Origin of the sequence: Paenibacillus koleovorans NBRC 103111 (assembly GCF_004000845.1) — a bacterium.
Classification (GTDB): domain Bacteria; phylum Bacillota; class Bacilli; order Paenibacillales; family NBRC-103111; genus Paenibacillus_AA; species Paenibacillus_AA koleovorans.
In genome coordinates this window covers 17,368-30,661 of sequence record NZ_BIMA01000089.1, presented here as the reverse complement: position 1 = coordinate 30,661, position 13,294 = coordinate 17,368, and the positions used below count along the sequence as shown (strand labels likewise).

7 protein-coding genes are annotated in these 13,294 nt (G+C 54.8%); 5 read left to right on the top strand and 2 right to left on the bottom strand.

Going from position 1 to position 13,294, the window contains the following annotated elements:
- Positions 1 to 161: 161 nt before the first annotated feature.
- Both PKO02S_RS23605 and PKO02S_RS33425 read right to left on the bottom strand, forming a co-directional pair.
- Positions 162 to 1,226, bottom strand: coding sequence for a Gfo/Idh/MocA family protein (locus PKO02S_RS23605; RefSeq protein ID WP_127586815.1), 1,065 nt, complete (start codon positions 1,224 to 1,226; stop codon positions 162 to 164).
- A gap of 175 nt (positions 1,227 to 1,401) precedes the next feature.
- Entirely contained in the window at positions 1,402 to 1,644 is a 243-nt protein-coding gene (locus PKO02S_RS33425) for a hypothetical protein (protein WP_246067256.1), read from the bottom strand.
- Here PKO02S_RS33425 and PKO02S_RS23600 point away from each other — a divergent pair.
- From PKO02S_RS23600 to PKO02S_RS23580, 5 genes are all read left to right on the top strand, one after another.
- Positions 1,537 to 3,087, top strand: a complete 1,551-nt coding sequence (locus tag PKO02S_RS23600; protein WP_307720037.1) for a glycoside hydrolase family 3 protein — start codon at positions 1,537 to 1,539, stop codon at positions 3,085 to 3,087. The genes PKO02S_RS33425 and PKO02S_RS23600 overlap by 108 nt on opposite strands.
- 37 nt (positions 3,088 to 3,124) lie before the next feature.
- The gene (locus PKO02S_RS23595) at positions 3,125 to 5,308 is read left to right on the top strand and encodes an alpha-L-fucosidase (protein WP_127586811.1); all 2,184 of its coding nucleotides are present in this window, start codon (positions 3,125 to 3,127) and stop codon (positions 5,306 to 5,308) included.
- 3 nt (positions 5,309 to 5,311) lie between these two features.
- Positions 5,312 to 6,622 (top strand): neutral/alkaline non-lysosomal ceramidase N-terminal domain-containing protein, encoded by a 1,311-nt coding sequence (locus PKO02S_RS23590; RefSeq protein ID WP_127586809.1) that lies wholly within the window; start codon positions 5,312 to 5,314, stop codon positions 6,620 to 6,622.
- A gap of 271 nt (positions 6,623 to 6,893) precedes the next feature.
- Positions 6,894 to 8,426 (top strand): ABC transporter substrate-binding protein, encoded by a 1,533-nt coding sequence (locus PKO02S_RS23585; RefSeq protein WP_164821643.1) that lies wholly within the window; start codon positions 6,894 to 6,896, stop codon positions 8,424 to 8,426.
- Between the two features lie 453 nt (positions 8,427 to 8,879).
- On the top strand, positions 8,880 to 13,244 hold the full coding sequence (locus PKO02S_RS23580) for a polysaccharide lyase family 8 super-sandwich domain-containing protein (RefSeq protein WP_127586805.1): 4,365 nt from the start codon (positions 8,880 to 8,882) through the stop codon (positions 13,242 to 13,244).
- The last annotated feature ends 50 nt before the right edge of the window (positions 13,245 to 13,294 follow it).

Sequence of the window (13,294 nt, the reverse complement as noted above, 5' to 3'; positions counted from 1 at the left end):
GAGCAGGGTTGCGGGAACAGAGGAGTCGAGCTTGAGCTAGAGTCTTATAACCTGTCACAAACACGTTGCTCGCAACCGACCAATCCGCCCACGCCTGAGAGTCCCCCACGCAAAAAAGCTCCCGAGCAGGCGATTTCGCCACCTCGGGAGCCTCCTTTCACTTATGGCTTCAACCGAACCTCCACACCCGTCTCAGCCGACTTGTAGATCGCGCTGATGATGTCGATCATGTCCACGCCTTGATCCGGCGTGAAGATCGGCTGCTTGCGGCCTTGGACCACGTCGATGAAGTGGTTGATATTCTCCGTATGGCCGCCTTGATCCTTGGGCAGGCGCGGGACGCTGTCCAGGAGGACGCCGTCGAACTCCGAAATCAGCTTGAGCTGATGATTTTTCAAACTCGCGCCGGCCCGAGTCCCGCGAAGCTCCACGAAATGATGCTCCTCCTCAATGTTGGATGCCCAACTGAATTCGATCTGCAGCGAAGCTCCATTGTCGAAGCGGATAAACCCGGTCGCCAAATCCTCCACGTCAAAAACACCGTTCGCTTGAGCGTCGCCGAATCCGCTGTGCGCCGAATCCGCCATATCCGTCTCGGCGAACTTCCGGTACGTCGCTCCCACCACCGATACCGGCTGCGGATTGCCCATCAGCCAGACGGCCAAGTCGATGAAGTGCACGCCAAGGTCGATAAGCGGTCCGCCGCCTGATAAAGCTTTGGTCGTAAACCAGCCGCCTTTGCCGGGAATGCCGCGAGAGCGCACCCACCCGCATCGGCCCGTGTAGATTTCCCCTAACAAACCTTGCTCGATATAGCTTTTCAGAAAGGAGGACGAGCTGCGAAACCGATTGTTCCGCATGACCATCAACGTCTTGTCAGCCACCTTCGTCGCTTCACTCATGCTCCTGACTTCACTCGGATTCATCGCGTCCGGCTTCTCGCAGAACACATGCTTGCCCGCCTGAAGCGCCGCAATCGCAATTTCGGCATGGAACGCATTCGGCGTACAAATATTGATGAGATCAAGCTCTTCCTCTGCCAACATGGTCCGATAATCCGTGTAGTACCTTTCCAGGCCAAGCCGCTCGGCCAACGCTTTCGCTCGCTCCTCTTGGGTGTCGCAGACGGCTGCGATTTCTATCTCCGGATGTTTCTCATAAGCGGGCAAATGCGCATATTGAAAAATGCCGCCCGTCCCCACCATACCTACCTTTAGCTTCCCCACTGAAGGCCCCTCCATCTGGCGCAGCTCGCGCGAATTCTTTGTCCATTTTCAGTATAGGGAGTCTCTCCAAGCGCTGCCTAGTGCGATATCGTGTGGTTAGTCGCCAGCAAGCGGGATTGCACTAAACGCAACATGTTGCACTGGTCGCCTCCTCACGGAGTGTGAGAGGATAGCCTCAAGCTGCGCACATAGAGAGTCCGGAAGCATCAATCCGGCTCAGCGAAAGGAGTCGACGAACATAACAACTCATGGACAACCAACCGATTGGCGGCAATTCAGCGTCAGGGAGAAAATCGCGCAAACCGCGGTCATCATCGCCGATCCGGTCGCTCATATCGCGCAGGAGGGCAGTCTGGAAGCATTTCTGAGCAAATATCCGGCGGGGGGCTTTTTCGTTGGCGGCGAGATCATCAAACAAGCGGAGCTATCTTCCGGCGACGTGTCGGAGCAAGTCCGGCAGTACCGCAGCCATAGCACCATCCCCCCGCTCTTCGCCTCCGACCTGGAGAACGGCAGCGGCTCGATGATTCCGGGATTGACGGCGCTCCCGCATCTCATGGCCGTTGGAGCGGCGGATGACGACGAGCTGGCCTACGAGTACGGCCGAGCTACGGCCGTGGAAGCGAAGGCGATCGGGATCAACTGGACGTTTGCTCCCGTGGCGGATTTGAACCGCAATCGGTTCAATCCGATCGTGAACGCCCGCTCGATCTCCGACGAGCCGAAGCAAGCTTCCCGGCTGCTGGGCCGCGTCGTGCAGGGCATGCAAGCTCACGGCTTGGCGGCGACCGCCAAACATTTTCCCGGCGACGGGGAAGATTACCGCAACCAGCATTTCGTGACCAGCAGCAACGAGCTACCCTTCGAGGAGTGGAAGCAGCTGCACGGAGCGGTGTTCCAGTCCTTAATCGACCAGGGAGTGGCCGCCATCATGACCGGGCATATCACCTTGCCTGCCTATCAGCAGTCGAAGCAAGACGGATTCCTGCTGCCGGCTACGTTATCGGAGGAATTGACCACGCACCTGCTGAAAAACGAGATGAGGTTCGAAGGGGTAGTCGTGTCCGATGCGCTGATCATGGGTGGTTTCCTCGGTTGGTACGACCGCGCGCAGGCGGAGGTGGAATGTTTCCGCTGCGGCACGGACATGCTGCTATTCCCTACGCTCGGCTACATCGACGCGCTGGAGCAAGCGATCGAGAGCGGCGAAGTGTCGATGGAGCGGTTGGATGATGCGGTGGAGCGAATTTGGAAAATGAAGGAGCGTTTCGGACTATTCGAGTCGCCTGCCCCTCAACTCTCGCAACTCACGGAACTCCAACAACCGTCCAACAAACCGACGGAGCCGAACAGCATCGCAATCTCAGCGGCAACCCGTATGGCGGAGCGAAGTCTCACCCTTCTGTCCAATCGCGCTCAACTGCTGCCGCTGCCTCAATCGAATCCCTCTATGCTGGTCGTTCCGATCGTCACAAAGCCTGGCGCAACTGAGCTGTTCACTCCTTTAATGGAGGAACTCGCCCAATACGGCGTCAATGCGATCTGGAAAGATAAACTATGGATCGACGAGCTGGAAGACCTCGCCAAGATCGTGGACCACGTGCTCTTCGTCATCCACAACTATATCGGCCATCTCGACTTCGCGACCAGCGGCAGAGGTGCCCTGTGGAGCGCTTTATGCTTCGATCGAGCCAAGACGATCGGGATTTCGTTCGGGTCTCCTTACTATTATAAAGATTACTTCGAGACGGCCGGCGCATTCGTGAACGCTTATTCTCCGGTTGAGGCGTCTCAGAGAGCGGCGGTTCGCGCTTTGTTCGGCTCCGTTCCTTTCCGCGGCTCGAGCCCGGTGCGACTTTGATCTAGCCATTTTGCCCAAATAGGAAGGATGAATCGCGGTGCGCATAACAAGAGGAAATTATGTATACACGCAAGAAGACTACGACGATTTCAAGCTCGACATGGAAGTGCGGTTTATGGGCGAGCCGCCGGATTTCTCCATTTTATTCCGAGTAGGGGCGGCCGGCGGGTATGAGCTGCAGCTGAATGGGAGCGAAGCGGTGCTTCATCGGAACCGTCATGAGAGGAGCAGCCTGCTGGCTGCCGGCAAGGTTCGCCTATTACCTTCTAGAAATTACACGATTCGGTTGGAAACGTACGAAAATAAGCTTCGCTTTTATGTAGACCAATTGTTGGTGCTGGATACCGAATTTGAGGATGACAACAGTCTGGATACCGGGCGCATCGATTGTCGAGGAAACGGTACGGTGGAGCGGTTCGGCTTGCTTCCTCTGGAGGCGCTTGCTCCGCTTCCCGATCGCGAGGCGCGCTGGGCCTCGTGGTTCCGTGACGCCAAGATCGGCCTCTTCGTGCATTGGGGGTTGAGGACGGGGGAGCATATCATCGACCCGTTCAGCAAGGAAGTTGTGTTTCCCTATAAAGATGAAGTGGAGTTTGAAGAGGCGGCGGCACAAGCGGGTTGGTCGGCGGCGAAATGGGTCGAGACGGCCAAACAGATCGGCGCGAAGTACATCACTTACGCTACGTTTCACAGCCGATTGGGCTATCTGAGAACATGGCCGTCTTCCATACCGGGCAGCATGCAGACGAAACGGGATTACTTGCAGGAGCTGATCGACGCCGCCGAAGAAGCAGGCATTAAGGTCATTCTGTATTCAACGGGCAGCGGCAACGAATGGTGGAACGAAGGCGGTATCGTGTGGCTGGACAAGGCAGCCTACCAAGCCTACACGAAGACGGACACGGACATTACGAGCCGGATCGGCTTTATGAGCTATGCCTGCGAAGTGATCCACGAGGCCATCACCAACTACCCGAAGCTGGCCGGGTTCTGGTTCGACGGTTGGGGCGGGGCCGGTCACGATCCGTCGAAGGAGGCGGTGTCCGCCCAACTGATGGAGGAGATTCACCGGCGTATGCCGCTTGCGGTCAACATCCGCAACAACTTCAAGCAGCGGCCGCTCGCCGGTGAGGACGTTATGGCTCTAGAAGACTACGGGAAGACGTTCTCCCCTTCCTATGATTTCGCCAGCGGCACTTGGATCGGAGCGGGCGGGGCGGAAGCGGCCTTCAAAACGATCGGCGATTGGTTCTATCTCGGGCCGCAGCGGCAGGAGTGGCAGTATTACGAAGAGGATCCGAGTGTGCAGGAGCTGACAAAACGCATAATCGCTATCCTGGCTTCCTCCTGGAACGCGAATCTGGGGTACGGGCCGAAGATCGGCGGAGAATTTCCGGAGAGGCTGAATCGGTTCTCCGAGCATTTCGGTCAGTACCTGCAGTGGGCAGGGGAGTCGATCTTCGGCACGGAAGGGGGCGGCTACGGCAGAGGCGGCTTGCAGCCCGGAAATTGGAACGACGGCGCTTATGGGGTGACGACTTACAACCCGAATACCGACCGCCATTTTTTGCATGTCCTCACTGCACCTTCCCGCGAATCGTCCATTCGACTTCCGGACGGAGGCTATACGGTACTGGAGGCAACCTTGCTCAAAACCGGTCAGGCGCTCGTGTTCGCTCAAGCGGGAGGCGAGCTGTCCATAGAAGTGCCGACATGGGAAGGCACCGGGACGGACGGGGATACGATTATTCGTTTGGTAACGGCGCCGGGCGGACCGAATTATTTGTCCCGCAGTCAGAAGGTTGCTTGTATACTAGGAGAACGAGGAATTCGCAGTCTGACCGACGCTCCGCAGGATCCATGGGACCGTGCGGAAGGCGAGGGCCGGATCGGCGATGAGCTTGTCCTCTCTTGGGAGCGGCCGACACTTGTTCACGGACTGACTGTATTACAGCCGGAATGGAACGCCGTCACAGCCAAGGATGGGAATAACAAGATTGAGCAGTACGAGTGCATCATCGAATGCGGACTAGAGCAGACCGCGGCGTTCAACGGAACGCTATTGAACCAGCGGGGAGCGCAGACGATCCGCTTCGCGCCGGTCATGGCCGACCGGATTCGCCTAAGCATCCGCTCCACATACAATCAGAGCAGCTTCGCGCTGAGCGCCGCCGACGTGGTGGCCCGGCTGCCGGAAGCCACATACCCAGGAGGTCAATAAACTATGCTGCAATGCGGGATGTACGAGACGGTCATCACCCCTCCAATCGGAAGCTCCATTCCGGGCTACCTGACGGAAAGGAAAAATACGCACACGATCGACGACTTATACGCGAAAGCGCTCGTTCTGGCAACCGATAGCTCTACGCTGGCTCTTGTCGTGCTGGATGCGCTGTACGTGCGGAAAAGCGAATCCGACCGGATCCGGGAAAGAGTGGAGCAGTTCACGGGCATCCCCAGGCAGCATATTATGGTCTCCGCTACACATACGCACACAGGCGGTCCGATTCGCCCCGGCTTCGATCAGAGCCTGAACGCCTCTTACCTGGACTATATGGTGGAACGCGCGGCGGATGCCGTCATTCAAGCCTACAACGAACGCCGTCCCGCCACGATGGGGTTGGGCATCGGATACGAGCACGAAATCAGCTTCAACCGGCGTTACTACATGGCCGACGGCACGGTGAGGACGAATCCCGGCTTCCAGCATCCGCAATTGGACCGCCCGACCGGCCCGATCGATCCGGAGGTGCTTGTTGTCCGCCTTGACGACGAGAATGGGAAGCCGATCGGAGTCGTGACGAATTTCGCTTGTCACACGGACACGGTTGGGGGAACGGGCATCTGCGCGGATTTTCCCGGCGAGCTCTCGCGGAGCTTGAAGGGAGCGCTGGGTGAACGCGTGGTCAGCCTATTCGTGCTCGGAGCCTGCGGCAATATCAATCATCTCGATTTCACCAAACCGGCTTTCTCGATTCAACCGGAGCACTATCGCAAGATGGGGCGGATTTTGGCGGCGGAAGTGCTGCGCACGAGAGAGAAGATCGAGATGATCGCCCAGCAGCAACAGCAGCAGTCCACGCTTCCGATAGCGGCGCTTCATTCGGAGTTCGAGTTAGTTTATAGAATGCCGGATGCGGCGGCTGTTGCCGATGCCGAACGAACCTTGCAATCGGCCAACGCTTCCGTGGCCGACCGTTTTTTTGCCGAAGAGCTGCTGTACGTGAAGAACAATCCGATTGACAGCGTCCCCATCGAGATCCAAGTGTTCCGTCTGGCGGATCTGGTCATAGCGGGATTGCCGGGAGAAATATTCGTGGAGTTCGGACTCAGCATCAAGCAGTCGTCTCCATTCGCCTATACGATGATCAACACCCTTTGCAACAGTTCAACTACAGGTTATGTGTGCACTCGAGACGCTTTTGTCCAAGGCGGGTACGAGCCCAAGCTGCGAAATGTGCACCGCAATCCTCCCCAAGCCGGTGAATGGTTCGTGGAGCATGCGGTTCGGTTGATCCGAGGCCTTGATGCGTAAGGCCTATGCGACGAGCATACAAAGTACGATTTGTGCAAAGTTGAAAATGGGGTAAAGTACGTTTTTTGCACTATCGACAAGCCAGGCGTTCAGGTAATGATAGGGGTACCGACCGGTCCTTACGAAAGCTTCGATCAGGAAGGTTGATCAGCAATCCCGGAGGGAGGGTGCGCCTGGCAGTTGGTTATGCAGTAGAAAAGCGGGTCGATCGGTTGGCAGCAGGGAATAGTAGTTTTGGATGCAAGTAACGAACTATGGGAGGGTCATGAGAATGAGGAACAAGAATTGGTTGGCTTCCGCCAAGCTTATGCTAGTAGGTTTAATGACGGTTTCGGTTGTAAGCGCATGCAGCAGCAAAGACGGGCAGACATCGGCTTCGGCGAGTCCGTCCACAAGCGCTAGCGCAACGCCGCAGTTGCCGCCGGTAGAATTGACTTGGTACTATCCGATTCAAGCCGCGCAGCCGGATCAGACTAAGATTGAAGAAGCCGCTAACAAAATTATCAAGGAAAAAATCAACGCTACCGTAAAATTCCGTCCGATCGCTCAAGGTGACTATAATACGAAGATGAATACAATCGTAGGCGCAGCCGAGGACTTCGACCTGGCGTTTACGTCCAACTGGCTCTGGAACTTCAGACCGGTCGCTGAGAAAGGCGGCTTCTACGAAATTACGAACGAGATGGTAGCCAAATACTTGCCGAACACGAAGAAGAACATTTCCGATGCGTTCTGGAAGTCGGCTCTCGTTAACGACAAGGTCAATGTTATTCCAACCATATTGCCTTCCGCTAATAGCTTGGGCTTCAAGGTGCAGAAGCGCTTTATCGACAAGTACAAATTCGATGTGAAGACGGTCAAGAAGTTTGAGGACATCGAGCCGTTATTGAAACAAATCAAGGATAACGACGCGAAGGACGGCATCATTCCTTTCGGCAACTTCGGCTCCAGCTACTATACGTACTGCCCGGATTGCAAGCCTTACACGACGATTGCGGCTAATCACCGCGTGTTGGAAGACGGCACGTACAAAGTTATTCCTGAGATTGAAACCGAAATCACGAACAAATGGTGGGCATTGTCCCGCAGCTGGTACGAAAAAGGGTACTATCACAAGGATAACGCTACGGTTAAACCGGCCGATTTCCTCAATAAAGGACTTGTAGCCGTAGACGTGCATACATCGATCGCCTATGGGAATGAAGCGCAAGATACCGCAACGCAAGGTCAAGAAATCGTATACATTCCAATCACTACACCGGTAGCGTCGCCTACTACAACAGCAGCATTCGGTATCAGCCGTACTTCCAAGAACCCGGAGCGTTCCCTGATGCTGATTGAGCTTCTGAACACCGACAAAGCTTTGCTCAACCTGTTGATCTACGGTATTGAAGGCGTGCACTATGACAAGCTGCAAGGCGACTTCATCAAACCGAAGCCGAACACCGCTTATAACGCTAAACCCGTTTCCTACGCATTCGGCTATTCGTTCAACCGTTACCTGATCGAAGGCGAACCTGCCGACTACCATACGAAAAACCTGGAGTACAACAAGAACATGGCTCCAGAAGGCAAATATGCGGACTTCAACTTCGACAAGAAGAACATCGCCACGGAAGAAGCCAGCATGAACGCCGTTATGACGGAATACCGCAAAGCCATCAACTCCGGTAACCTGGATCTGACCAAGACATTGCCAGAGCTGAAAGAGAAAATGAAGAAAGCGGGCCAAGACAAGTACATCGCCGAGCTGCAGAAGCAGCTGGACGAGTGGCTCGTGAAGAAGGGCATTCAGAAGAAGTAAGAGGTAGTTGGCTAGGACACGAACAGGCGGGGCCGCATAGCGGCTTCGCTTGTTTGTTTTTTTGGGTGTTGGGAGTCGGGTTCTGCAGAACCTTGGAGTACAACTCTTTTTGCCGACTTGAATGGAACTACAACACAATATTGCACTGTGTGCAGTCTGTGTGTATACACGTCGGATTAGACGAACATGGCGATTTTGCACTATTGCACACGCGAGGAATCTGACATGATGGTTTGGTCCGATGTTGGCGCTTACAAAATGGTTGATTGGTGCACGGCCGGAATGTAAAGCGCTTACTCGTTCGCAGGTTGGATAACACATCAGGGTTGGAGGTGGTGGAAAACGATTCGCAACGAACGGAAGTACACTTACAGCTAACGGAACGCCCGGAGCCGCAACATTCGGGAAGCATCGTAGGGAGACTAGACAGAAAATAAGGATTGGGGATGAGTCATGTTAAAGAGGACGATTATCGGCAGCCTAGTGCTGGCCTTGTTGATCGGGTTGGTCCAGAATGTGTTTTTGCCCGTTCCACGGGCGGCTGCGGACGATATGGACGTGCTGAAGATGAACATTGTCGACTTTTTTACTTATGCGGGGTTGGACCCTGAGGACAGCTATGTAAAAGCGGCAAGAAAGTTCGTCAACGATAAGACCACTGAATATTTGGACCAAAGCAGAACGAATCGCATCACGGCGAATGGGAGCTTCGCGGACTACAACTACTCGGATATTCCGCAGAACGGCATAGTTCCGGCGACGAACCATTACAATCGATTGCTGTTCATGGCTTCCTCCTACCGGATGGAAGGCGGCCCGTACTACATGAATGCGGCGCTAAAAGAGAAGATCGAGCTTGGCCTCACGTTCATCAATTCGCTTCTGACGGTTGGAAGTCAGCGAGGCGGCAACTGGTTCGAATGGGAAATCGGCACTCCTCGCAGAATGGGACCTACCCTGATTCTCATGCAAGGATTCGTGGATTCCACGCTGATGAATCAGCAAATTGCAACGCTTGGCTATATGATTACGGAACACCTGCACGGTTGGGATGTTGCCATCCAGGGCGCAGGTACGAATGACATCTGGACATCCACCTCGCATACTTATTACGCCGCGCTTTCCCGGAATACGGAACGTATGGAAGATGTGTACGACTTCATTTGCGATCGGATCATACCTAACGGAGATCTGGCCGTTAAGGAAGCGTACCCGCCGATCAACGGCGATCAGACCTACAAGTTCCATGAGTTTATTAAGCCGGATTTCAGCTATCATGCGCACGCCAATATTTTATATAACGGCGGTTACGGGGATTCGTTCATGCGCGATGCCGTGAAGCTGCAATTGTTCTTGAAAAACACGCCTTACGCCATTACCGAGCGCTCGATCAAAACCTTGGTCGATTATACGCTCGAAGGGTATGGCTGGATGATCAAAGATCGTTATATCGACATGTCCGCCAGCGGTCGCGAACCGTCCTTGAAAAGCATGAACGGGAATGTCGGGTTTTGGGGAATGCTCGCCTTGATTTCACTGCCCGATGTGCCAAGGCGGAACGAGCTAATCGCGATGTCGAAGCGAATGTTCGCCGAATTCGGCGACAGAGTGCCAGTGTTCAACGAATATGATCACTTCCCGGGAGCGGTCAATGTGGTCAAAAACTCTCCCATTTCCGCACAGGTGCTGATCGGCCACAAACATTTCCAATATTCCGATTTCACGGTTCATCGCGATGCGAACTTCTATGCGTCCGTCAAAATGCAATCGCGGCGCACGAAGTCCAGCGAGAATACGAGCAATCAAGGCAAAAAGTTCTACACGGTAGCCGACGGGACATTCTATTTGCTCTACACCGGTAAAGAGTACTGGGATGGCGATACTCGCGCGGCGATGAACTGGGCCCGCTTGCCGGGGACAACCGTAGAAGTGTTCGATCGCGAAGTGAACGATTACCGATTCTCCGAATACGGGGAGAAAAATTATGCAGGCGGAGCCTATAACGACAAGTATGGCGTAAGCGCTTTTGACTTCGGTGCTCAAGGCTCCGTGCTCGAAGCCAAGAAAAGCTATTTCTTCTTCGATAATGAAATCGTTTTCCTGGGCAGCGACATCAACACACCATCCAACAACAAGACGGAGACCATTGTTACGCAATGGCCGCTATCCGCAGCCAATGTGCCGCTCTATGTGAATGGAACGAACGTATCCAGCGCGATGGGGTACACTTCTACTTTGAACGGAGTGAATTGGGCTCAGTCGGACAATACGGGCTATTACTTCCCAGGCGGTCAGACGATCGAGGCTAGCCGGGTGACGCAGACAGGCACGTGGTTCGATCTGCGCGACGGACAAAACTACGATAATCCGGTTAGCGGGAACTTCCTTACGCTGGCGTACAATCATGGCACGAATGCCAGCAATCAGAGCTATAGCTATGCTGTCGTACCGAACGTGAACGATTCGCAAATGGCTGCGTATGCGGGCTCCAGCCCTTATACGGTATTGGCGCAGAACAGCTCGGTCCATGCCGTAAAAGATGCAAGCACCAATGCGGTAGGAGCTGCATTCTGGACGGCAGGCAATGTGGACATCGTTTCGGTAGATACGCCTAGCATTGTGTACTACAAGGAGAACGGCAACCAGTTCGAGCTGGCGCTGAACAATCCCGAGCATACGACGAAGACGATTACCGTTACGGTGAACAAACGTTTGGTCGCAGCGCAACTGCCTACCGGCGTAACGATGACGCCGAACGGGTCGGAGACGATCTTGACGTTCAATACCGAGCTCGGCAATAATTACTTAACTAAGTTCACCGTAGAAGAAATCGCGGGTTTGCCGACGGCGCCTACGGGTTTTACGGCGGTTGCAGGTAACCAGCAGGTGGCATTATCTTGGAATGCCGTGAACGGTGCAACCAGCTACACCGTGAAGCGATCGACCACAAGCGGTTCTGGCTATACGACTGTACAGTCGGGGATTACCGGAACCAGCTTCGCTGATACGGGGCGGACGAATGGGACCACTTACTATTACGTGGTAACCGCAACGAATACGAACGGCACGGGTGCAAATTCGTTCCAAGTATCCGCAGCCCCGGTTGCTCCGCCGCCTGCGCCGACCGGATTGAGCGCTATTGCCGGCAACGGCCAGGTCGCCTTGTCGTGGAATACCGTTACCGGTGCGACTTACTACTCGGTAAAACGTTCTACAACTATCGGCTCCGGCTATACGAATGTGCAAACCGGGATTACCGGCACCAGCTTGGTCGACTCGGGACGTACCAATGGAGCGACTTACTACTACGTGGTGACAGCCACCAATGCGAGCGGCACTAGCTCCGACTCGATCGAAGCAAGCGCTACGCCTGCCGAGCCGCCTAGATCGGTTGTGTTCCACGATACGTTCGACAGCTTGGCCACGGGATCGAAACCTCCGGGTTGGACATGGCAGACGGTAGGCTCGACTGCGGTTGAAGTTGCGGAGAAGCCTACAGCCACCGACAAGAGCTTGTTTATATGGGATGGAAGCTCGAATCCGCCTAATCACGCCACTCCGGGTATTGTGTCTGCCACGAGGCCGTTTGCTTCCCAGTCGGGTAGCAATGTGACCGTAGAGTGGGGCTACAGAGGCAACAACGCCAACGCCTATGTTATGAATTTCGAAATTCGTAACGGCACCACGGTAGTAGCCGATGTGTACCATTCGAAGGGCAATATCGTCTGGAGGAGTGACGCGGGTTCCGATACGAATCTTCAAGCGACCGCGATCAACACTTGGTATACGATCAAATTGGATCTTAATACGGACACCAAGACGTATGACATTTATGTAGATGGCGTGCTCAAAAAATCGGGGACCCCGTTCCGCAACGCTTCCGCGTCTAGCATCGACAATTTCCGTGTGATCTCCGGAGCTGCAACGGTGATCCAGTCTTACGTGGATAACCTGAAGGTTTCCGTGCCGATGCCGTTAGCGCCTCCCGTTCCGACAAGCTTGACTGCAGAGGCGGGAAAAGGGCAAATATCCTTGGGCTGGAACGCATCCGCCGGGGCGACGAGCTACACGATCAAGCGCGCAACGACGGACGGCGGGCCGTATACGGTCGTGCAATCCGGCATTACGACGACTGGATATGTCGATGCCGATGTAGCGCCTGGCACAACTTATTATTATGTGGTTGCTGCCGTGAACGGCAGCGGCGAAAGCGTCATCTCCGCTCAAGCTCAGGCGGTACCGATTGGACCGGAGGCCATCCTGTCCGGCGGTTCGCTGGTGCATGCCGGACGCGACATCTATGTCGGATTGAAGCTGGCCAACGTAACATCCAATGTTTATGGACAGGATATTACGCTTTACTACAACGCAAACGAGTTTGAACTTGTAGCGCTGGCGCCGACCCATCCGAATACGGTTGTTGCCGCGGTTTATAGCGCTGCACCCGGACTGTTGCGGATCGTGACCATGACAACCGCTGGAGTGGACGACACTTCCAATTTCCTGGGCCTCGTCCTTCGGGCAAAACCGCTTGCATTAAGCACGACTGCTAGGGTTGAAGTCCTGTCGGCACAGTTAGGTCTGGCTTCCGGGAATGTCGTAAATGTACCGCCTAGCGAGCATGCCATTCGAATCTACAACGCTGATCTCACCGGCAGCAATGGTGTGAACGTGGGTGATTTGGCCGTCTTTGCCCCGCATTATCGCAAGAACACGAGCAGTCCCGACTGGAACATCGCCAGCAAGTATGATCTGAATGGGGACGGCACGGTTGATTTGATTGATCTGGTTCTGATCGCAACGGAGCTTTTAAGATAATATGGGACGATCGGGGGGGATAGAGAGCTCTATCCTCCCGACTTTTAATG

Coding starts and splice junctions, on each gene's coding strand:
- PKO02S_RS23590 (WP_127586809.1), top strand. CDS start 5,312: ATGCTGCAATGCGGGATGTACGAGACGGTCATCACCCCTCCAATCGGA.
- PKO02S_RS23585 (WP_164821643.1), top strand. CDS start 6,894: ATGAGGAACAAGAATTGGTTGGCTTCCGCCAAGCTTATGCTAGTAGGT.
- PKO02S_RS23580 (WP_127586805.1), top strand. CDS start 8,880: ATGTTAAAGAGGACGATTATCGGCAGCCTAGTGCTGGCCTTGTTGATC.